The sequence below is a fragment of the Salipiger sp. ABF4_146 genome (assembly GCF_056161345.1).
Window position 1 is genome coordinate 142,936 of sequence record NZ_JBSWYX010000010.1, and the last position, 19,512, is coordinate 162,447.

Here is a 19,512-nt window from a genome sequence, read left to right on the forward strand (position 1 = left end):
GAAGGGTGGACGCAGTTCGCGCGCCTCGCCTTCGGATATGCTTGGACTGACGAAAGGGAGCGGGCGGATGCGCGTGGTCTTCATGGGAACGCCGGAGTTTTCGGTGCCGGTGCTGGAGGCGCTGGCAAGCGCCGGGCACGAGATCGCCGCGGTCTACTGCCAGCCGCCGCGGCCCGCCGGGCGCGGCAAGAAGGAGCGGCCTTCGCCGGTGCAGGCGCGGGCCGAGGAAATGGGCCTGCAGGTGCGCCATCCGGTGAGTCTGAAAGGCGCCGAGGCGCAGGCCGAGTTCGCCGCGCTGAAGGCCGATGTGGCCGTTGTGGTCGCTTACGGGCTGATCTTGCCGCAGGCGGTGCTGGATGCGCCGGCCTATGGTTGCCTGAATATTCATGCCTCGCTGTTGCCGCGCTGGCGTGGCGCGGCGCCGATCCATCGGGCGATCCTGTCGGGCGATGCCGAGACCGGCGTGTGCATCATGCAGATGGAGGCGGGGCTCGACACCGGGCCGGTGCTGCTGCGCGAGGCGCTGGAGATCGGCACGGAAGAGACCACCGGCGCGCTGCATGACCGTCTGGCGACGCTGGGCTCGCGCCTGATCGTCACCGCGCTGGAGCGGCTGGATGATCTGCACCCCGCGCCGCAGCCCGAGGCGGGGGTGACCTACGCGCAGAAGATCGACAAGGCCGAGGCGGTGCTCGACTGGTCGCGCTCCGCCGAAGAGGTGTCGCGACACATCCGCGGGCTGGCGCCGTTTCCAGGGACGTGGACCATGGCGGGGGATCAGCGGATCAAGCTGCTGGGTGCGCGCGTGGTGCCGGGCGAAGGCGCGCCGGGCGAGGCGCTGGACGACGGTTTTGTCATCGCCTGCGGCAGCGGCGCGGTGCAGGTGACGCGGGCACAGCGCGCGGGCAAAGGGGCGCAGGACGTCGAGACCTTCTTGCGCGGGCTGAAGATTCCCGCCGGCACGGTCCTGGGGTCGGGTCATGACGCCGGGGCGCGGACCGGGCACCCCTCGGAGCAAGGCGCGGGCTGAGCCGCGCAAAGGGAGGCTGGCATGGGCATTCTGTGGCTTCTGATCCTCGGTGCGGCGGCGGGCTTTTTCGCCACGCGCGTGATGCAGGTGCGCACCGGCGTGGTTCAGACGGTGCTGATCGGCATGGGGGGCGCGCTGATCGGCGGGCTGGTGCTGCGCGGCCTGATCGCGGTCACCGGGGCGCTGGCAGGGCTGGTGGGCGCGGTGCTGGGCGCCATGCTGCTGATCTGGATCTTGCAGAAATTCGGGCCGCGCTGACGCCGCCTTTGGCTTGGGTTGTGCGCTCATGCGAAGGGGCTGCGCGCCCCTGCCTGTTTGCCTGATCGCCCCGAGCCGCTAGCTCATGGCCCATAGCAACGCAGGAGTGCGAGAGATGGGCCTTTTGGTCGACGGCGTATGGCAGGACAAGTGGTATGACACCGACAAGACCGGCGGCAAGTTCGTGCGGTCGACAGCCAAGTTTCGCAACTGGGTGACGGCGGACGGCGCGGCCGGGCCTTCGGGCGAGGCCGGGTTCAAGGCCGAGCCGGGGCGGTATCATCTCTATGTCAGCTACGCGTGTCCCTGGGCGCATCGCGCGCTGATCTTCCGCAAGCTCAAGGGGCTCGAAGATCTGATCCCGTATAGCGTGGTGCATCCCGAAATGCTGTCCGAGGGCTGGGAGTTCCGCACCGATTTCGACGGTGCGACCGGCGATACGCTATACGATCTGCCCTACCTGCGTGACGTCTATCTCAAGGCGAACCCGAAGGTTTCGGGCCGGGTCACGGTGCCGGTGCTGTGGGACAAGCAACAAAAGACCATCGTGTCGAATGAGAGCGCCGAGGTCATCCGTATGTTCAACAGCGCCTTCGACGGGCTGACCGGCAACACCGACGATTACTGGCCCGAGGCGCTGCGCGAGGCGATCGATCCGGTGAACGAGCGCATCTACGACACGGTGAACAACGGGGTCTACAAGGCCGGTTTCGCCACCTCGCAAGAGGCCTACGAAGAGGCCGTTGAGCCGCTTTTTGACACGCTGGACTGGCTCGAAGAGCGCCTGTCGCGGCAGCGCTACCTGATGGGAGAGAGGATCACCGAAGCCGACTGGCGCCTGTTCACCACGCTGATCCGCTTCGACATGGTCTATCACGGCCATTTCAAATGCAACCGCGCGCGGATCGTCGATTACCCGGCGCTCTGGGCCTACGTGCGCGAGCTTTACCAATGGCCGGGCGTGGCGGAGACCGTGCGTCTCGACCATATCTCGCACCACTATCACTACAGCCACGACACCATCAATCCGCACCGCATCGTGCCGGTCGGGCCGAAGCTTGACCTCGACGCGCCGCATGGGCGCGAGGCACTGGCCGCGGCCTGACGCCCTCAGAGGGGGTGGTGCCCGCCGTAATGCTCGATCATCGCCACCAGATCAGCAGGGGCGGTGGCGCTCGGCAGGTAGGCGCAGGCGTTTCCGCAGTGGCGGAAAATGGACCCGTCCGAGAACACCGCCGCGTCGGTGACGAAGACCACCCGGCACTTTGGCTGTCTGTAGGAGGCAAAATCGGCGACGGCGAGGGCGCTGCCCTCGGCGAGCATGAGGTCGATAACGATGATATCGACCTGTTCTCGCTGCATTACATGCGTCGCCGCATACTGCCCGGAGGCGACGCGCACCAAGGCGCCGCGGCGCTCGAGGTGGCGTGTCCAAAGCTGCACGAGCGCCTGATTGTGTTGGACTATGAGCACCTTCATCGCGTTCTCCTGATAGGCACTCCCCTGAAACATTTTCACTGCCGCCGCCGCTTCGCGGGCGACATAAGTTTTAATTGATCTTTACCCTTCCTCTCCTTTTTTAGGGGGGCTTCCTAAACAAATGATTAATTTCCGAAGCAACGCATGCGGGCTGCGGGCCGAAAGCGTTCACGCCTGCGTGTTCACGCAGTGCTGCGCGCGATGTGATCGCCGGTCAGGGCGGCGCGGTTGCCTGCCCTGCCGGGACTGCTAGGGTGACGCAAACTTTTGCCCAAGAGGTCCCAATGCGTATCTGGCCCCTTCTGACCGCCCTATTGCTGCCCGCCGCCGTGCAGGCCCAGCCCGTGCCCTGTGGCGGCGACTTCCGCGCCTTTCTGGACGGTGTGACCGAGCAGGCGGTGGCGCAGGGGGCCGATCCCGCTGCGGCTGAGCGCTTTTACGGCGGGCTGCGGCAGGATCCCAAGGTGCTGAAGGCCGATCGCGCGCAGGGCATCTTTCAGGCACCCTTCATCGAGTTTTCACGCAAGCTGATCTCGCAGGACCGGCTCGACAAGGGCCGCCGCAAGGCCGAGGAATGGGATGCGGTCTTTGATCGGATCGAGCGCGACTACGGCATCTCGCGCGGCGTTCTGCTGGCGTTCTGGGCTTTCGAGACCGATTACGGCGGCTATCAGGGCAATTTCAACACCGCCAACGCGCTGGCCACGCTGGCGCATGATTGCCGCCGGCCCGAACTGTTCCGCCCGCAGTTGATCGCCGCCGAAGAGCTTTACGAGCATGGCGATTTCGACCCCGCCACCACCACCGGGGCTTGGGCGGGCGAGATCGGCATGGTGCAGATGCTGCCCAAGGATATCATCGAGAATGGCGTGGACGGTGATGGCGATGGCCATGTGTCGCTGAAGTCTTCGGTGCCCGACGCGCTGATGTCTGGGGCTAAGATGCTGTCGGGCCTTGGATGGCGCCCGAACGAGCCGTGGATGCAGGAGGTCACGCTGCCCGCCGGGTTCGACTGGTCGCTGACCGGGCTGGAAACCACGATGAGCGTGGCGGAATGGGAACGTCTCGGCGTCTCGGGGCGCAATGGCGCGCTCGACGATGGACGGCTGCAGGCCTCGGTCCTGCTGCCGCAGGGGCGGGGTGGTCCTGCGTTCATCGCCTATCCCAACTTCCGCGTTTATTTCGAATGGAACCAAAGCTTTACCTATGTGCTGACTGCGGCCTATTTCGCCACCCGGCTCGAAGGCGCGCCGGTCTATGACGCGGGCACGCCGACGCCGGGGCTCTCGGGGCAGCAGATGCAGGAATTGCAGCGCAAGTTGCAGGCGCGCGGGCACGATGTTGGCGAGGCAGACGGCATCCTTGGCGCGGGCACGCGCGGCGCGGTGCGTCGCATGCAGGCCGAACTGGGGCTGCCGGTGGACGGATGGCCAACAAAGACGCTGCTCGACGCGCTGTGACAGGGTCGGCGGCGGGCATTCGCGCAGGCTGAGCGGGCTTCAGCCGGGGGGCGCATTGCCGCGGAACCGGCGTGTGCCGCGTCGGGTTTTCCGGGCATGAAACACTTTGCGACACACCCAGCTTCTTTGGCTGCGCTTTGTGCACTCCTCCTCTCGGCCTGTTTGCCAAAGGATGGGCCGGGCGCGGCGCTGCAGGACACCGATAGCGCAGAGGCCTCTGGCATCCCTCAGGATATGCGTGGGCGCTGGGGCCTCGTGCCTGCCGATTGCACTGCCCCGCAGAGCGATGCCAAAGGGCTGATGACCGTGGAAAGGGACGGGCTTGTCTTTTACGAATCCCGCGCAACGCTCACGGCGGTGGCCGAGCGCGCCCCCGCGCGCCTAGAGGCCGCCTTCGATGTCACCGGCGAGGGGCTGAGCTGGCGCCGCGAGATGGTACTGGTGCTGCGCGGCGACACGTTGGTGCGGCAAGAGAGTGGGGAAGGGGCTGCCCACGAACCGCTCACCTACACCCGCTGCGGCTGATCCTTCTGGGGCTTATCCTCGGACGACCGGGCCGGCGGTAACGCCGGCCCGACATCTACCACACAGATCAGGCGAGCGCGGCCTCGGCAGCCGCCGAAAGGCGCAGCAGGCGGTCTTCGCCCATCGGCGTGCCCATCAGCGAGAGGCCGCAACTGGGTGTGTCGGTGGGTAGCGTGGTGACCGCAAGCCCCATGACGTTGCCGACGCGCGTGTTGCGCAGGGTCAGAAGGTTCTCGGTGACGTAATAGTCATCATCGGTCATCAGCCGGGCGGCCTTGGGCGGCAGGTTCGGTGCGGTCGGGCAGAGCACTGCGTCGAACCCGGCGGTGGCCTCGGCCCAAGCGGCGCGGGCCTTCATCATACGGTCCCATGCGGTGATGTATTCGGCAGCGGTAAACGCTTTGCCCCCTTCGAAGCGGGCGCGAATGGGGGGGAACATCAGATCGCCGCGGGCGGTGATCTCGGCGCCCCAAGTGGCCCATGCCTCGGCAGTGTAAAGCACCGCCGCGTCGCCCATCGGCACCGCCACCTCGGGCACGTCGATCGGCACGATCTCGGCCCCGGCAGCGGCGAGTTTGTCCAGCGCTGCGGCATAGGCAGCTGCGGGCTCGGGGCGCAGATCGTCCATGACGATGGTTTGCAGCGTGGCAAGACGCACGCCCTTGAGCGAAGCGCCCGAGAGGTCGGGCGCCGCGCGCCCTTCCAGCGCGGCCAGCATCAGCGCGGCGTCCTCGACCGTCCGGCACAGCGGGCCGACCGTGTCGAAGCGCGCGGCCAGCGGCACCGCACCCTCCAGCGAAAGCCGCTCCGAGGTGGTCTTGAGGCCCACGAGGTCGTTCCACGCCGAGGGGATGCGCACCGAACCGCCAGTGTCAGAGCCCACCGCCGCGGCGGCCAACCCGAAGGCGACCGAGGCGGCAGCGCCCGAGGACGAGCCGCCGGCCACCGCTTCGGGATCGTTCACCGAAGGCGGCGTTGCGGTGACCGGGTTAAGCCCGAGGCCGGAGAAGGCCAGTTCGGACAGATGAGTCTTGCCAAGGCAGACGAGCCCCATGGCGGTGGCGGTCTGCAGCACCTGGGCGTCGGTGTCGGGCACGCGATCCTTGAGCAGTGCCGAGCCTGCCTCGGTGGCCACGCCAGCGGTGTCAAAGAGGTCCTTCCAGCTGATCGGCACGCCATCCAGCGGCGAAAGGCGGCGGCCCGCCTTGGCGCGGGCGCTTGCGGCCTCGGCTTCGGCCAGCGCGCGTTCAGGGGTGAGACGGGCGTAGATGCGGTCTTTCAACGGGTGCGCCGCGATCTTGTCGAGAAAGGCCTGCGTCAGATCAACCGGGTCCACCTCGCCTGCGCCGATCGCCCGCCCCAGATCCGCCGCGCTTTTGCCTGTCCAGTCCGTCATGCCGCCATCCTATTTTTTGCGTTCGGCGCGACGGTAACGGCACGGCGCCGCATGGACAATCCCGGCCGCAGGACCATAGTACGCCCCATGACACAGGACAGCGATCTGCTCATCATCGGCGGCGGGCTCAACGGCCCCGCCCTCGCGCTGGCGGCGGCCAAGGCCGGGCTCAGCTCTACCGTCATCGACGCTCTGCCCGGCGAGACACGCGCCGATCCGGCGTTCGATGGCCGCGCCTACGCGCTGGCGCTCGCCTCGGTGCGTCTGCTGGCCAACCTCGGCCTATGGGACGAACTGGCGCCGCAGGCCCAGCCGATGAGCGCGATCCGCGTGACCGACGGGCGCGTCGGCGAGGCGGAAGTGTTTCTCGGCCTCGACTTCGCCTCGGCAGAGATCGAGGAAGGTCCGATGGGTCATATGGTCGAGGATCGCTTCCTGCGCCGGGCGCTGCTGCAGGCCATGGCCGACTCGCCACTGGTGACGCACCACGCGGGCACCACGGTGATCGGGCAGGATCTGGATGCCTCGGGCGTGACCGTTGACTTGGCCGATGGCGACAGCCTGCGCGGCCGTTTGTTGATCGGCGCCGACGGGCGCAACAGCGGCACCGCCACACGCGCCGGGATTCGCCGCACCGGCTGGACCTACGGTCAGACGGCGCTGGTCTGCGCCATCGCGCACGCGCAGCCGCACGAGGGTGTGGCGCATCAGTTCTTCATGCCCAGCGGGCCGCTGGCGATTCTGCCGCTGACCGGCAATCGCAGTTCGATCGTCTGGAGCGAGAGCGCGGCACAGGCCCGCGCGATCAACGCGTTGCCGGATGACGAATACCTGCAGGTGCTGCGTCCGCGCTTCGGCGATTTCCTTGGCGAGATTTCCCTCGCCGGTCCGCGCTACACCTATCCGCTGGGGCTGACCCTTGCCAACAGCTTCATCGGCGAGCGTCTGGCGCTGGTGGGGGATGCGGCACATGGCATGCATCCGATCGCCGGGCAGGGGCTCAATGCCGGGCTGCGCGATGTCGCAGCGCTGGCGCATGTGCTGGCGCATGCGCAGCGGCGCGGCGAGGATGTGGCGTCTGAGCTGGTGCTGGCCCGTTACCAGAGCTGGCGTCGGTTCGACACGGCGGCGCTGGCGGCGGCGACCGACCTTTTCAACCGGCTGTTCTCGAACGACAACCCGCTGCTGCGCGCCGGCCGCGATCTGGGCATGGCGCTGGTGCAGGGGCTGCCGGGGCTGCGCCGAAACTTCGTGCGCGAGGCGGCCGGGCTGACCGGCGATCTGCCCGAACTGATGGCCAAGTGACCCGCGGCCAAGTGAACCACGGCCAAGGGGCCGCCGGTTGGAATGGGTCACGGTCGTATAGGTAAGCATGGCGCCGCCGGCCCGCTTCGGCCCGCGGCGCCGCAGGATCAGCGAATGCGCTGACCGTTGGCCAGAAGATGACCGTCGGCATCCACCTCGATGGTCGAGGTCATCGTGTCGGGCTCGGATCCCGCCACGGTGAACATCCCCAGCATCATCCGTGCGCCCATGGCGTCCTGCTGGCTCAGCAGCCCCATGGCGATCAGCTTGTCGATCAGCCCGTTGGCGCCGACCAAGGTGAAATCCACCGCGCCCTCGGGCCGCGGCATGCCGCCGTAGCTTTCGGTGTCTTCGTTGTGGAAGGTGAAATCGCCCTCGCTGGTGATCTTTGCACCCGCCGCTTCGAGTGTCAGGCTGTTGAGCGACAGCGCGTTGAGTTCTGCGGGGGCGGTTTCTTCCCCCTCAAGCTGCGCAAGATCAGCGGGATCAAAAATCGAGATCAGCGGCGTCGCCTTGCCGGTGATGTCGAAGGCCAGCGTGGCAGGGTCGCGGGGCAGGGTGCCGCCGGGATCGAAAATGCCCCAGATCTGATCCGACACCGTCAGCCCGCCCAAGGTGACACCGAGCGCCAGATCCTGCGGCGTGTCGGAGGTTGCCAGAGGCAGCGTCAGATTGAAGGCGACCTTCTCCATCGCGGCGCTGAGCGGGAAGGGCAGCGAGCTTCCCTCGGCCTCGTAGTTCAGCGACGCCAGCGTCAGCGCATAGGTCAGTTGCGCCCCGTCGACGGAGCCTTCGAAGCTGCCGCCCTCCGAGCTGCTGCTGCCGGTCATCGTGTCGCCGTCCTGCGTGACGGCAAAGCTGGCCTGACCGGTCTCATAGGTGAAACGGCCGCTGCCCTCGAAGCCCGCAGCCATGAAGGCGGCGGCGTCTTCGCTGCCGATCTCTTCGGGGATCACCGACATGCCTTCGCTGGTGAGCCCGGTCATCCGCCCCGAGATCTGGCCAGTGGCATTGTCTTCTTCGGGGTTGCTGCCAGAAATGTCGTAGCGCAGTTCGTCGGTCTGGTAGCTGTGGCTGTAGCGGCGGGTGCCATCGCTGCTGTCAACCTCGGACGTGCCGCTGAGCGGGCCGGTGGCCAGGCGGGCGCTGACCACCTCGCGCGGCAGTTCCTCACCCTCGGCGATCAGCCGCACCAGGTCCAGAGAGGTGGCGGCGGCGCTATAGCTGTAGTCCATCGCCTCCGGGGTGCCCGACGCGATCATCTCCAGCGCTTCCTGACCCAGTTCCAGCGTCATCTCTACCGGCTCTGCGCCGTCTTCGGTGACGCGGATGTCGATCGGCATCGGATCGGCAAAGCGAATCCCCACCGTGCCGTCGCCGAGGTCTTCCAGCGTCAGATCGCCGAAGCCCACGGTGACTTCACCGGCGGCCTGCGCCTCGGTTTCGGCCACCGCCATGGTCAGCATCAGGTCGCTGAGCAGCAGGTTGTCGCTGCTCGGGCTTTCGGTCACCGAAAGCTGATAGCCAACGCCTTCGAGCATTCCCGACAGGTCGTCCCACACCTGTTCGGGTGTGACGTCCGCAAATGCGGGCGGCGTCAGCGCCAATACCGCGGCGCCGGCTCCCATGAGCCCTGTCAGAACACGCATCCCAATCCCTTTCGTGGCGTCTATCGCAAAACAATGCCCTAGAGTTCGCCTCCGCGTTCGCCGGGGTCAAGAGGGTGGACCGGCGATTGCCCGGAGTTTACCTATGTGGGGAATTCCAAACGATGGGGCAATCCATGGACCTGACAGGGAAAACCGCGCTGATCACCGGGGCAAGCCGGGGCATCGGTGCCGCCGCCGCCCGGATCTTCGCAGAGGCCGGAGCCAATGTGGCGCTGGTGGCCCGCAGCCGCGAGGCGGTGGCCGAACTGGCCGGCGAGATCGGTCCCAAGTCAATCGCCATCCCCTGCGACATTTCGCGCTACTGGGAGATGGATCAGGCAGTACAGGCCTGCGTCACCGCCTTTGGCGGGATCGACATTCTGGTCAACAACGCCGGGGTGATTGAACCGATCGCGCCCTTGGCCGGGGCCGATCCGGGCGCCTGGGGGCAGGTGATCGACGTCAACCTCAAGGGCGTCTACCACGGCATGCGCGCGGCCCTGCCGCTGATGCTGGCGGCGGGTGGCGGCACGGTGCTGACCATCGGCTCGGGCGCGGCGCATCGTCCGCTGGAGGGCTGGTCGGCCTATTGCGCCTCGAAGGCAGGGGCGTTGATGCTGACCCGCATGGCCGACGAAGAAGGCCGCGAACGCGGCATCCGGGCGATGTCGCTGTCGCCGGGAACGGTGGCAACGCAGATGCAGCGCACGATCAAGGCTTCGGGCGTAAATGCCGTGAGCGAGCTGGATTGGGAAGATCACATCCCGCCCGAGTGGGTGGCCAAGGCGCTGCTGTGGATGTGCGGTCCCGAGGCCGACGCGCACCTTGGCGACGAGGTGTCGCTGCGCGACGAGGGCGTTCGCAGCGAGATCGGCGTGGCATGATCTCGCTGGAGAAAGAGGGCGGCTATTGGCTGGCGGTGATAGACCGCCCGGAGAAGGCCAATTCGCTGACGCCGGAGATGCTCGAGCGGCTGTGCGACATCGCCGAGGCGGCGGTCGCGGCGCAGGCGCTGGTGCTGACCGGCGTGGGCAAGGTGTTTTCTGCCGGGGCCGACCTCGAGGCGGCACGGGCCGGTCTTGCAACCTCGCCACTCTGGGAGCGGCTTTCGGCGGCGCTCGCCGCGCTGCCGGGCCTGACCATCTGCGCGCTCAACGGAACGTTGGCGGGGGGCGCCATGGGCATGGCGCTGGCCTGCGATCTGCGCATCGCGGTGCCGGGCGCCAAGGTGTTCTACCCGGTGATGAAGCTGGGGTTCCTGCCACAGCCTTCCGACCCGGTGCGGTTGGCCGCGCTGGTCGGACCGGCACGGGCCAAGATGATCCTCATGGCCGGGCAGAAGGTGCCGGTGGAAGAGGCCCAACCTTGGGGTCTGATCGACAGGATCGTGCCGGCGGATCATCTCATGGCCACGGCACGCGCACTTGCAGAGGACACGCTGGCGGCCGATCCGGTTCATGCAGCGCGGATCAAGCGCCTCATTCCGTGACGGCGACTGGGATAAAGCCTGCAGATGGCTGAGATCATCAGCGCATCGGCGGCGAGGCGGCGAGGCGGGTCACGCGGCCTGACTGCGCGCCTGCGTGCCCTGCGGCGCACCAAGATCGAATTCGGCGACCAAGGCGGCGAGGCGCTGTGCCCCCTCGGCGAGTTCGGTGGAGGCGTCGCGGCTGGCATCGGCTACGGCGGTGTTCTGCGAGGTGAGATCACGTAGCCGCGCGGTGGCGTCGTTGACGCCCTGCAATTCGCGACTTTGCGCCTCGGCGGCGGTGCTGACGCTGGAAAGTACCTCGTCGACCCGCAGGATTTGCTCGAAGATGGCTTGCAGCGCCTCGCCCGTTTCGCCCACGAGGTTGACGCCGCCGCTCACCTCGCGGGCGCTTTCCTCGATCAGCCCCTTGATCTCCAGCGCTGCATCGGCGGAGCGGCTGGCCAGCCCCTGCACTTCCATGGCGACCACGGCAAAGCCTTTGCCCGACTCGCCCGCGCGCGCCGCCTCGACCCCGGCGTTGAGGGCCAGAAGGTTGGTCTGAAAAGAGATATCCTCGATTACGGCGGTGATCTGCGCGATCCGGCCCGAGCTTTCGGCGATCCGGTCCATGGCCGCGACCGCATTACGCACCACCTCGCCCGAGCGATCAGCGCGCCCCTTGGCCTCGTCGGCGAGCCCTTTCACGTCGCGCAGCGCGGTGTTGGTTTCCGCCAGCGTGCTGGTCAGGCCAGAGACCGTTTCGGCGGTGCCGCCGATGGTGGCGACCTGTTGCGTCGTGCGCTCGGCCAGATCGGCGGCGGAGCTGCGCAGGCTGCTTGAGCGTTCCTCAAGCTCGCCCACCGTGTCGGAGACCGCGCGCATCACCTCGCGCAGCCGGGCGGTGGCGGTGTTGAAATCGGCGCGAATGGCGTCGTATTCCTCGGCCAGAGGCTTGTCGAAGCGCAGCGTGAGATCAGCCCGCGCGAGCGCGTTCAGCCCCTCGGTCATCAGGTCCACCACTTCTTGATGGCGGGCATTGAGCTGTGCCTCGTCCTCCGCACGTTTCTCGATCGCGGCGCGCGAAAGCTGCTTGAAGCGATAGATCGACTGCGCCATGCGCCCGATCTCGCCCCGGCTTTGGATGTGTGGCACCCAAGCCTCGAAACGGCCTTCAACGAACTCCATCATTATCTCGGTGAGGCGGCGCAGGCGGCGGGTTAGGAACTCGGCCATCACCGTCGCCGTCGCTGTGAGCAGAAGCGTCGCCAGAAGCGTCAGCGCGCCGGTGATGAGCAGCGTGCGGCGGGCGCTTTGTGTGAGCGACAGCGCCTGCGCCGAGATTTCTGAATTGATCTCGGTTTCGAGCGCACGCAGCGCGTCGATCCATGCGGTGGAGGCGGCGAACCACTGCGGCGCGGTCAGGCTGCCGCGCGCACCGCCGTAGGGCAGGGCGGCGATGGTCTCGACCATCGGGGCCAAGGCCTGCGCCGGGGCGCTGTCGCGCAGATCGATCAGCATCTGCGGTCGATTCAAGGTTTGTGCAGCGCGTGACAAGAAGGCCTCTTCCCGCGCTGTTAATTTCATGAAGCGTTGATGGACGGCGGGCGGGAAAACGTCGGTGCCCAGCCCTGTCGCCCCCATGGCGCGGGCGAGACCGGCGCTTTCTTTGGCCATCTCGATCTGCTCGCGCGCTTCCATCAGCGCGGCGCTGTCAGAGGCATGGGCATTGCCGCGCATCTGCCCCGCTGCGCGCATCAGATTATCGATCAGCCCCGTGTAGAAGCTGGCCAGTTCGGGCACGCTGAGCGACAAACGGTCGATGCCGTCGCGGGTGTCTGACAAAACCCCAAGCCGTTCTTGCGCTGCGCTCATGGCCTCGGGGGCCCCTCGTTCGGTTTCGGGCAGGGCGCCGCGCGCGCGTGCGAGGGCGGCATCGGTATCGGTGCGCTGTGCGGTGAGTTCGGCATTGAAATTCTTGCCGCGTGAGGCGGTGAACCCGGCGGAGTAGCCGCGTTCCTTCTGCAGCTCGTGCACGAGGTCCGACAGGACCTCTGCCTCCGCCGCGATCGCGGCGATCCGCGCCTGATCATCGGCGCTGTGTTTCAAGCGCAGGATCTCATGCCCGGCGAAATATATCACGAGCGCCAGAAGCGGTCCGAGCGCGGCGAGAAGGATAAGGCGCAGGCTCATGGGAGCGGTCCGTCACAAGGGCAATCCGGGGCCATCTGGCCGGGAACGGATGAAAGCTTGCTGAACGGGACACGGGAAAATGTCTTGGACTTTAGTGGATGAGAAAAGGCCCTGTCCCCGCGGGGACAGGGCTGGATCGCTTATTGCAGCGCTGCGGTCACCGCCTCCTTGGCGTCGCCGCCGTCGAGCGTGGTGACCCCGTCGAGCCAGCCGTCGAGCACGCCGGTGTTGGCGCTCAGCCATACGGTGGCAGCGTCCTCGGCGTCGGCACCGTCATTGAGGATGGCGCCCATGATCTCGTTCTCCATTTCCAAGGAGAACGACAGGTTTTCCAGTAGCCTGCCGACGTTCGGGCACTCCGCGACATAGCCTGCGCGGGTGTTGGTATAGACCGTTGCGCCGCCATAGTTCGGGCCGAACCAATCATCCCCGCCCGACAGGTACGTCAGGTCGTAGTTGGCGTTCATCGGGTGTGGCTCCCAGCCGAGAAAGACCACCGGCTCGTCGCGCCCCGAGGCACGGCCGACCTGCGCCAGCATGCCTTGCTCGGAGCTTTCCTTGACGTCGAAATCCTTGAGACCGAAGGCATCGGCCTCGATCATGTCGAGGATCAGGCGGTTGCCGTCGTTGCCCGGCTCGATGCCGTAGATGGTTTCGTCGAGGGCATCGGCATGGGCGGCGATATCGGCAAAATCCTCGATCCCCAGCGCGGCCCCAGCGGCATTGGTGGCCAGCGTGTATTTGGCCCCCTCGAGGTTGGCACGCAGCGTGTCGACGCTGCCCTTCTCGCGGTAGGGGGCAATATCGGCCTCCATGGTGGGCATCCAGTTGCCCAAGAAGACATCGATATCGCCGCGGTCCATCGAGGTGTAGGTGACCGGCACAGAGAGGACTTTGACGTCGGTGTCGTAGCCGAGCGCCTCCAGAACCACCGTCGTGGCGGCCGTGGTGGCGGTGATGTCGGTCCAGCCTACGTCGGCGAAGGTGACGCTGTCGCAATCGGCGTGCGCCGTCCCGGCAGCGGCCAGCGCGGCGATCAGCGCGAGGCGGGAAATGGTCATGATAGCTCCCCTGTTGGTTTTTGTGGCGCAAGTAGGCGCGCATCCCCGAATTTTTGCAACCGTATGAGACGCTGCGCCCTCTCGCCTTTGCCGCGTGGCCTGTGGCACTGTCGGCGCAAACAACGACCGGAGACAGGCATGGCACAGCTCGAGACGAAAATCGCACAGGGGCGGGGTGACGAGGTCGCGGATCTGGTGCTGAAGGGCGGGCGCATCTTCGATCTGATGACGGGCGAGCTGATTGAGGGCGATGTGGCGATCTGTGGCGATACGATCGTCGGCGTCTACGAGAGCTACACGGGCAAGCGGGAGATCGACGTCGACGGCGCGATTCTCGTTCCCGGCTTCATCGACACGCACCTGCATATCGAAAGCTCGCTGGTCACGCCCTTCGAGTTCGATCGCTGCGTGACGCCGCGCGGGGTCACCACGGCGATCTGCGATCCACACGAGATCGCCAATGTGATCGGCGCGGCGGGCATCCGGTACTTCCAGCAGGCCTCGGCGCACACGCTGATGGACATCCGCGTGCAGCTGTCGTCCTGCGTGCCGTCGACGCATATGGAGACCGCTGGTGCCGAGCTTCTGGCCGACGATATTGCCGAGCTGATGGGCCATCCTTCGGGCATCGGGCTGGCAGAGTTCATGAACTACCCCGGTGTGATCTACCGTGATCCCGAGGCGATGAAGAAGCTGCGGCTCTTCGAAGGCGGCCATGTGGACGGGCATTGCCCGCTGCTGTCGGGGCGCGATCTCAATGCCTATGTGGCGGCGGGCATCCGTACCGAGCATGAGGCAACCAGTGCCGAGGAGGCGCTGGAGAAGCTGCGCAAGGGCATGCGGGTGCTGATCCGCGAGGGCTCTGTCTCGAAGGACCTGCACGCGCTGCAGCCGCTGCTGAGCGAGCGCACCTCGCCCTATATGTGTCTGTGTACCGACGACCGGAACCCGCTGGATATCGGCGAGCACGGGCACCTCGACTACATGATCCGTACACTGATCGAACTGGACACACCGCCGCTGGCCGCCTATCGCGCGGCGTCGCTCTCGGCGGCGGAGGCCTTCGGGCTGAAGGATCGCGGCATGATCGCGCCGGGCAAGCGGGCGGATATCGTGGCCATCGACAGTCTCGAGGGGTGTCACGCACAGATGGTGCTGGCGGGCGGCGTGGTGGTGGATGACGCCGGTTTTGCCGCGCGGGACACTATTCCCGAGGTCGGGCGAGATTCGGTCCACGCGCCGAAGCTGACGGCGCAGAGCTTCCGCGCCACCGCCAACCGCGAGGAAACCGACGTGATCGGTATCCGCGAGGGGCAGATCCTCACCGACCACCTGCACGAGACCGTCGCGATCGAGAACGGCGACAAGGCCCCCGACGTGGCGCGCGATCTCATCCGCATTGCGGTGGTCGAGCGGCACGGCAAGAACGGCAATATCGCCACGGGCTTTGTGCGCGGCTTCGGGCTGAAGAAGGGGGCGATCGCCTCGACCGTCTGCCACGATCACCACAATATCGCATGCGTCGGCGCGGATTATGCGGACATGGCGCTGGCGTCGAACCGTCTGGCAGAGATCGAAGGCGGCTTCGTGGTGGCGGCAGAGGGGGAAATCCTCGCCGAACTGGCGCTGCCGGTGGCGGGGCTAATGAGCCTGTTGCCCTTCGAGGAGGTGCGCGACCGGCTGGTCGAACTGCGCGCCGCTGCGCGCGGGCTCGGGGTGACGCTGGAAGAGCCCTTCCTGCAGTTGGCTTTCCTTGCGCTGCCGGTGATCCCCGCGCTGAAGATCACTGATCGCGGTATGGTGGACGTCACGAAGTTCGAGATCATCCCCGGCTGAGCGGGCTCAATCCTCGTCGTCGTCCTCGTCATCGTCGTAGAACGGCGTGACCTGGGCGACGATCACCGAGTTCTCTTCGAGTGCGCGGGCCATCAGCTCGCGCTCGTTGTCGTCGATGTCCATGCCCTGCGCCTTGCGCTCTTCCTCGGTGCCGTAGCCGGTCACGTCGAGCGGGTTCATGTCGGCCTGTTTAAGGATCGCTACGGTCTCGCGCACCGCTTCGGCCTCGTCCACGCCGGAGGCATAGCACAGCAGTCCGGCGCCGGTCGCGGCCTTGGGAAGCCCGTCGCCCTCCTTGCGGCCGACCTCGACCAGAAGCGTGTAGACCTGCTGTTTCGACGGTTTCTTGCCCATGTTCTCTCGCTCCGCGATGCCTGCCGCCCGCAATGCGCAAGCGGCAGGGACATGTCAAGCAAGCGGCCTCATAGGGCGGCTTAGGGGGCGATCACCGCGACCGCCACGGCGCAGCCGTAGATGGTCATCATCAGCACGCTCTCGATGCCGATCCGGGCCGGGCCTTCGCGTTGGCGCAGGATCAGACCGCCGAGCAGGATGGCGGTCATGATGAGGCCGGTGGCCAGCCAGTAGAGATCGGTCTGCCCCATGGCATGGAAGATCGAGCCGTCGCGGTACGCCACGTCCGAGAACACCATGAACAGCGTGTCGAAGGTGTTGCCGCCAATGATGCCGCCGACGGCCAGTTGCAGCGCGCCGCGACGCACGGCGACAAGCGTGGTGATGAGCTCGGGCAGGGAGGTGACGACAGCGGTGATCAGCGCACCGACAAGGCTGGAGCCAAGGCTGAAGCGGTCGATGAAGGTGCTGCCGACCTGACTGATTACCCAGCCGCAAGCGCCCATGATCGCCACGAGCGCAACGAAGAGCAGCGCCGGTTTCAGCACCGAGGCATTCGGATCGTTTTCCTCGTCCGGCTCATCGTGCCGCGTGTCCGAGGTCTCGACCGGCTTCCACATAGGTTGGTCGCGCACCGAGGACGACAGGCGCACACCGGCGACGTAGGCGGCGAACATGATCACCGACACCGGGTGGATTTGCCAGAAGGTGAATTCGGGCCCTGCCGCAGCCGCAAGCGGCAGCGTAAGCAGCAGCATGAGCATCACCGCTTGGAACAGGTTGGCGGGTTCGGCGGCGGCGTGCTCAAGGTTGGCGCGACGGTGTAGCAGGTCCGCGAGGGCGAGAAACAGCGTCTGGGCTGCGATCCCGCCCACGGCGTTGGACACGGCGAAGCTGGCATCGCCGTTGGCGGCGGCGCTGACCGACACCACCACGCCCGAAAGCGATGTGGCGCCGCCCAGCAGCAGCCCGCCGACCATCGCCTCGCCGAGGCTCGTGCGGTCGGCGATCAGGTCCGCCAGCGAGGTCGCGCGGACCGAGACGGCAACAACAATAATGCCGGCGACCGCAAAGACCGCCAGCAGGAGCGGGAGGGAAAGCTCGGAAATCACTGGGTCAGCGCAGCTTGCGGTAGCCCCAGATCAGCAAGCTGGCACCGATGATGCCGACGATCAGCTGCGGGATCCACGTGTTCGCAGCATAGATGCCGACAAGCGAAAGGATAAGGTTGAGCACCACGGCGCCGATAATGCCGAGGATGATGTTGGTCAGAATGCCGGTGTCGGCCTTCATGATCATGGATGCGATCCAGCCGGCGAGGCCGCCGACGATGATGGAAGCGATAAGGCCGAGACCCATAGCGTATACCCCTGAATAAATTCTTGACGCAGAGTGAACGCTTTGGGCGGGCGATGGTTCCTTCGCGTGATGCGCTGACAAGGCCGAAAACGAGGCGGCGCCGCCGGACAAGCGCCATCCCAAGGGCAGGCGCTCGTCCGGATTCCGCCGGGCCGGACGCGCCCACAAAGCAAGAGGGGCGCCCGAGGCGCCCCTTCGCGATGTCTTCGACGGGCCGAAGCCCCACCGCGATCAGTCGCGCAGCAGTTCGTTGATGCCGGTCTTGGAACGCGTCTTCTCGTCGACGCGCTTCACGATCACCGCGCAATAGAGGCTGACACCGTTCTTCGACGGCATGGACCCTGCGACGACCACGGAGTAGGGCGGCACTTCGCCGTACATGACTTCGCCGGTTTCACGGTCTACGATCTTGGTCGACTGGCCGAGGAAGACGCCCATGCCGATCACCGAGCCCTCGCGGACGCGCACGCCCTCAACCACTTCGGAGCGCGCGCCGATGAAGCAGTTGTCCTCGATGATCACCGGGTCTGCCTGAAGCGGCTCGAGCACGCCGCCGATGCCGACGCCGCCCGACAGGTGCACGTTCTTGCCGATCTGCGCGCAGGAGCCGACGGTGGCCCATGTGTCGACCATGGTGCCGCTGTCGACATAGGCGCCGATGTTGACGAAGGACGGCATCAGCACCACGCCGGGCGCAATGTAGGCCGATTTGCGGACGACGCAGTTGGGCACGGCGCGGAAGCCAGCAGCTTTCCACTGGTTGTCGCCCCAGCCCTTGAACTTGCTGTCGACCTTATCCCACCAGCCGCCGGACTGCGGGCCGCCATCATGCTGTTCCATGTCCTTGATGCGGAAGCCCAGAAGCACGGCCTTTTTGGCCCACTGGTTCACGACCCATTCGCCGTCGACCTTCTCGGCGACGCGCAGCTGGCCCGAATCGAGCGCGTTGAGCGTGTCTTCGATGGCGTCGCGGGTCTCGCCGGTGGTGGCGGGGGTGATGGTGTCGCGCGCCTCCCAGGCGGCTTCGATCGCAGCTTCGAGCTGGGCGTTGGACATGTGCATCTCCTGTCACTCGGGTTTACAGCCCTATAGCTTCCACATGCCGCCGCGACAATGCGCGCGTGCACGCAACGCGCGCGGCCAGCGCGCGGCGATGCAACGCAGACCTATGGTGGCTATATACGCAGGCCGCTTTCGGCTATCTTATCCGGCACCATAAGACTTGAGCGGCTGGCGCGCGGCGCGGCGGCCGCCCGAACAGGGAAGGAAATCGCCATGTGTCAGGTCTTTGCCGGGCAGGCGCCGGAGCGCTATGCCACCACCACCCGGCGGTTGCGGCTCAATGGGCAGAGCACCAGCATCCGTCTAGAAAACTCGTTCTGGGCCATCCTCGACGAGATTGCCGAGGCCGAGGGAGTGACCACGCCGGCCTTCGTGTCGAAGCTGCATGCCGAGGTGCTGGAACTGAGCGGCGAGCCGTCGAATTTCACCTCGCTGCTGCGGTGTGCCTGCCTTGTGTTCCTCGAAAGCAAGACGGTTCCCGCGGCGCCCCTGCTGGCCGCCGAATAAGCCGCCGATCTGCCAGCGTGCCGGGTAGTACGCCGTTACTACCCGCCGCCATGCGCGCCTCGTCTACAATCGGGTCTGACACGGATCCGAAAGACAAGACGAGGAGCATCCCTTGGCCAAAGCCATCCACAGCATGATCCGCGTGCTCGACGAGGCACGCTCGCTGGAGTTCTACGACAAGGCCTTCGGCCTGAAGGTCGCCGATCGGCTCGACTTTCCCGACTTCACGCTGATTTACCTAAGCAATTCCGAGACCGACTTCGAGCTGGAACTGACCGTCAACAAGGACCGGGCCGAGCCCTATGACCTTGGCGACGGCTACGGCCATTTCGCCGTATCGGTCGAGGACCTAGACGCTGAACACGCCCGGTTCGAGGCCGAGGGGCTGGCCCCTCGCAAGCTGGTGGAATTCGCCCCGGCAGGCGAGTTGGTGGCCCGCTTCTTCTTCGTCGCCGACCCCGACGGCTATCAGATCGAGGTTCTGGAGCGGAGCGGACGTTTCAAATGAGCAAGTGACTGTCTCGGCGGATGGGGAAGAGGAGCCCCGCCGCCGGGGTATTGATGGGAGGA

Annotated in this window: 20 protein-coding genes; 11 read left to right on the forward strand and 9 right to left on the reverse strand. The window is 66.4% G+C overall.

What is annotated here, in order from left to right; all coding sequences use genetic code 11:
• The first annotated feature begins 67 nt into the window (after positions 1-67).
• From fmt to ACXAJT_RS15795, 3 genes are all read left to right on the forward strand, one after another.
• On the forward strand, positions 68-1,030 hold the full coding sequence (gene fmt, locus ACXAJT_RS15785) for a methionyl-tRNA formyltransferase (RefSeq protein ID WP_475236745.1): 963 nt from the start codon (positions 68-70) through the stop codon (positions 1,028-1,030).
• 21 nt (positions 1,031-1,051) lie between these two features.
• Positions 1,052-1,288, forward strand: a complete 237-nt coding sequence (locus ACXAJT_RS15790) for a GlsB/YeaQ/YmgE family stress response membrane protein (protein ID WP_475236746.1) — start codon at positions 1,052-1,054, stop codon at positions 1,286-1,288.
• A 115-nt stretch (positions 1,289-1,403) separates the two neighbouring features.
• Positions 1,404-2,393 carry a glutathione S-transferase family protein gene (locus tag ACXAJT_RS15795; RefSeq protein ID WP_475236748.1) on the forward strand — a complete coding sequence of 330 codons (990 nt, stop codon included), beginning with the start codon at positions 1,404-1,406 and terminating at the stop codon, positions 2,391-2,393.
• A 5-nt stretch (positions 2,394-2,398) separates the two neighbouring features.
• Here ACXAJT_RS15795 and ACXAJT_RS15800 read toward each other — a convergent pair whose 3' ends face one another.
• Positions 2,399-2,767, reverse strand: a complete 369-nt coding sequence (locus ACXAJT_RS15800) for a response regulator transcription factor (RefSeq protein ID WP_475236750.1) — start codon at positions 2,765-2,767, stop codon at positions 2,399-2,401.
• A 284-nt stretch (positions 2,768-3,051) separates the two neighbouring features.
• On the opposite strand from ACXAJT_RS15800, the gene ACXAJT_RS15805 reads away from it, so the two are divergent.
• Both ACXAJT_RS15805 and ACXAJT_RS15810 read left to right on the forward strand, forming a co-directional pair.
• Positions 3,052-4,227, forward strand: a complete 1,176-nt coding sequence (locus tag ACXAJT_RS15805; protein ID WP_475236753.1) for a lytic murein transglycosylase — start codon at positions 3,052-3,054, stop codon at positions 4,225-4,227.
• 300 nt (positions 4,228-4,527) lie between these two features.
• Entirely contained in the window at positions 4,528-4,752 is a 225-nt protein-coding gene (locus tag ACXAJT_RS15810) for a hypothetical protein (RefSeq protein ID WP_475236754.1), read from the forward strand.
• 67 nt (positions 4,753-4,819) lie between these two features.
• Here the strand turns inward: ACXAJT_RS15810 and ACXAJT_RS15815 are convergent, their stop codons facing one another.
• Complete coding sequence (locus ACXAJT_RS15815) at positions 4,820-6,148, reverse strand: amidase (RefSeq protein ID WP_475236755.1); 1,329 nt, start codon at positions 6,146-6,148, stop codon at positions 4,820-4,822.
• Between the two features lie 87 nt (positions 6,149-6,235).
• Here ACXAJT_RS15815 and ACXAJT_RS15820 point away from each other — a divergent pair, with 87 nt between their 5' ends.
• A complete protein-coding gene (locus tag ACXAJT_RS15820) occupies positions 6,236-7,453 on the forward strand; it encodes a UbiH/UbiF/VisC/COQ6 family ubiquinone biosynthesis hydroxylase (protein WP_475236756.1) in 1,218 nt (405 codons plus the stop codon).
• A gap of 107 nt (positions 7,454-7,560) precedes the next feature.
• Here ACXAJT_RS15820 and ACXAJT_RS15825 read toward each other — a convergent pair whose 3' ends face one another.
• On the reverse strand, positions 7,561-9,102 hold the full coding sequence (locus ACXAJT_RS15825) for a DUF2125 domain-containing protein (RefSeq protein ID WP_475236759.1): 1,542 nt from the start codon (positions 9,100-9,102) through the stop codon (positions 7,561-7,563).
• 134 nt (positions 9,103-9,236) lie between these two features.
• On the opposite strand from ACXAJT_RS15825, the gene ACXAJT_RS15830 reads away from it, so the two are divergent.
• Positions 9,237-9,986, forward strand: coding sequence for an SDR family oxidoreductase (locus ACXAJT_RS15830; RefSeq protein WP_475236760.1), 750 nt, complete (start codon positions 9,237-9,239; stop codon positions 9,984-9,986).
• A complete protein-coding gene (locus tag ACXAJT_RS15835; RefSeq protein ID WP_475236762.1) occupies positions 9,983-10,591 on the forward strand; it encodes an enoyl-CoA hydratase/isomerase family protein in 609 nt (202 codons plus the stop codon). The genes ACXAJT_RS15830 and ACXAJT_RS15835 overlap by 4 nt, the downstream gene beginning before the upstream one ends.
• A gap of 69 nt (positions 10,592-10,660) precedes the next feature.
• Here the strand turns inward: ACXAJT_RS15835 and ACXAJT_RS15840 are convergent, their stop codons facing one another.
• Together ACXAJT_RS15840 and choX are read right to left on the reverse strand one after the other, a co-directional pair.
• Positions 10,661-12,763: a methyl-accepting chemotaxis protein gene (locus tag ACXAJT_RS15840; RefSeq protein WP_475236763.1), complete on the reverse strand. Its 2,103-nt coding sequence runs from the start codon at positions 12,761-12,763 to the stop codon at positions 10,661-10,663.
• 140 nt (positions 12,764-12,903) lie between these two features.
• The gene (gene choX, locus ACXAJT_RS15845) at positions 12,904-13,824 is read right to left on the reverse strand and encodes a choline ABC transporter substrate-binding protein (protein ID WP_475236766.1); all 921 of its coding nucleotides are present in this window, start codon (positions 13,822-13,824) and stop codon (positions 12,904-12,906) included.
• A gap of 138 nt (positions 13,825-13,962) precedes the next feature.
• Between choX and ade the strand changes: the two genes are divergently transcribed.
• Positions 13,963-15,660, forward strand: coding sequence for an adenine deaminase (gene ade, locus ACXAJT_RS15850; RefSeq protein WP_475236769.1), 1,698 nt, complete (start codon positions 13,963-13,965; stop codon positions 15,658-15,660).
• A gap of 6 nt (positions 15,661-15,666) precedes the next feature.
• Here ade and ACXAJT_RS15855 read toward each other — a convergent pair whose 3' ends face one another.
• The 4 genes from ACXAJT_RS15855 to dapD form a co-directional block, all read right to left on the reverse strand.
• Positions 15,667-16,014, reverse strand: coding sequence for a hypothetical protein (locus ACXAJT_RS15855; protein ID WP_475236771.1), 348 nt, complete (start codon positions 16,012-16,014; stop codon positions 15,667-15,669).
• An 80-nt stretch (positions 16,015-16,094) separates the two neighbouring features.
• Positions 16,095-17,126, reverse strand: coding sequence for a sodium:calcium antiporter (locus ACXAJT_RS15860; RefSeq protein WP_475236775.1), 1,032 nt, complete (start codon positions 17,124-17,126; stop codon positions 16,095-16,097).
• A gap of 4 nt (positions 17,127-17,130) precedes the next feature.
• Positions 17,131-17,373, reverse strand: a complete 243-nt coding sequence (locus ACXAJT_RS15865) for a GlsB/YeaQ/YmgE family stress response membrane protein (RefSeq protein ID WP_066103819.1) — start codon at positions 17,371-17,373, stop codon at positions 17,131-17,133.
• Between the two features lie 231 nt (positions 17,374-17,604).
• On the reverse strand, positions 17,605-18,429 hold the full coding sequence (gene dapD / locus ACXAJT_RS15870) for a 2,3,4,5-tetrahydropyridine-2,6-dicarboxylate N-succinyltransferase (RefSeq protein ID WP_475236778.1): 825 nt from the start codon (positions 18,427-18,429) through the stop codon (positions 17,605-17,607).
• 219 nt (positions 18,430-18,648) lie between these two features.
• Between dapD and ACXAJT_RS15875 the strand changes: the two genes are divergently transcribed.
• Both ACXAJT_RS15875 and ACXAJT_RS15880 read left to right on the forward strand, forming a co-directional pair.
• A complete protein-coding gene (locus ACXAJT_RS15875) occupies positions 18,649-18,942 on the forward strand; it encodes a ribbon-helix-helix domain-containing protein (RefSeq protein ID WP_475236780.1) in 294 nt (97 codons plus the stop codon).
• A gap of 112 nt (positions 18,943-19,054) precedes the next feature.
• Positions 19,055-19,450: a VOC family protein gene (locus ACXAJT_RS15880; RefSeq protein ID WP_475236783.1), complete on the forward strand. Its 396-nt coding sequence runs from the start codon at positions 19,055-19,057 to the stop codon at positions 19,448-19,450.
• Positions 19,451-19,512 lie beyond the last annotated feature (62 nt).

What these genes read in the sequence shown, in the direction of transcription:
- choX (WP_475236766.1), bottom strand. Translation starts at nt 13,824, where the DNA reads ATGACCATTTCCCGCCTCGCGCTGATCGCCGCGCTGGCCGCTGCCGGG.
- ade (WP_475236769.1), top strand. Translation starts at nt 13,963, where the DNA reads ATGGCACAGCTCGAGACGAAAATCGCACAGGGGCGGGGTGACGAGGTC.
- ACXAJT_RS15820 (WP_475236756.1), top strand. Translation starts at nt 6,236, where the DNA reads ATGACACAGGACAGCGATCTGCTCATCATCGGCGGCGGGCTCAACGGC.
- ACXAJT_RS15800 (WP_475236750.1), bottom strand. Translation starts at nt 2,767, where the DNA reads ATGAAGGTGCTCATAGTCCAACACAATCAGGCGCTCGTGCAGCTTTGG.
- ACXAJT_RS15825 (WP_475236759.1), bottom strand. Translation starts at nt 9,102, where the DNA reads ATGCGTGTTCTGACAGGGCTCATGGGAGCCGGCGCCGCGGTATTGGCG.
- ACXAJT_RS15875 (WP_475236780.1), top strand. Translation starts at nt 18,649, where the DNA reads ATGTGTCAGGTCTTTGCCGGGCAGGCGCCGGAGCGCTATGCCACCACC.
- ACXAJT_RS15855 (WP_475236771.1), bottom strand. Translation starts at nt 16,014, where the DNA reads ATGGGCAAGAAACCGTCGAAACAGCAGGTCTACACGCTTCTGGTCGAG.
- ACXAJT_RS15790 (WP_475236746.1), top strand. Translation starts at nt 1,052, where the DNA reads ATGGGCATTCTGTGGCTTCTGATCCTCGGTGCGGCGGCGGGCTTTTTC.
- ACXAJT_RS15865 (WP_066103819.1), bottom strand. Translation starts at nt 17,373, where the DNA reads ATGGGTCTCGGCCTTATCGCTTCCATCATCGTCGGCGGCCTCGCCGGC.
- ACXAJT_RS15840 (WP_475236763.1), bottom strand. Translation starts at nt 12,763, where the DNA reads ATGAGCCTGCGCCTTATCCTTCTCGCCGCGCTCGGACCGCTTCTGGCG.
- ACXAJT_RS15805 (WP_475236753.1), top strand. Translation starts at nt 3,052, where the DNA reads ATGCGTATCTGGCCCCTTCTGACCGCCCTATTGCTGCCCGCCGCCGTG.
- ACXAJT_RS15830 (WP_475236760.1), top strand. Translation starts at nt 9,237, where the DNA reads ATGGACCTGACAGGGAAAACCGCGCTGATCACCGGGGCAAGCCGGGGC.
- dapD (WP_475236778.1), bottom strand. Translation starts at nt 18,429, where the DNA reads ATGTCCAACGCCCAGCTCGAAGCTGCGATCGAAGCCGCCTGGGAGGCG.
- fmt (WP_475236745.1), top strand. Translation starts at nt 68, where the DNA reads ATGCGCGTGGTCTTCATGGGAACGCCGGAGTTTTCGGTGCCGGTGCTG.
- ACXAJT_RS15810 (WP_475236754.1), top strand. Translation starts at nt 4,528, where the DNA reads ATGACCGTGGAAAGGGACGGGCTTGTCTTTTACGAATCCCGCGCAACG.
- ACXAJT_RS15795 (WP_475236748.1), top strand. Translation starts at nt 1,404, where the DNA reads ATGGGCCTTTTGGTCGACGGCGTATGGCAGGACAAGTGGTATGACACC.
- ACXAJT_RS15815 (WP_475236755.1), bottom strand. Translation starts at nt 6,148, where the DNA reads ATGACGGACTGGACAGGCAAAAGCGCGGCGGATCTGGGGCGGGCGATC.
- ACXAJT_RS15835 (WP_475236762.1), top strand. Translation starts at nt 9,983, where the DNA reads ATGATCTCGCTGGAGAAAGAGGGCGGCTATTGGCTGGCGGTGATAGAC.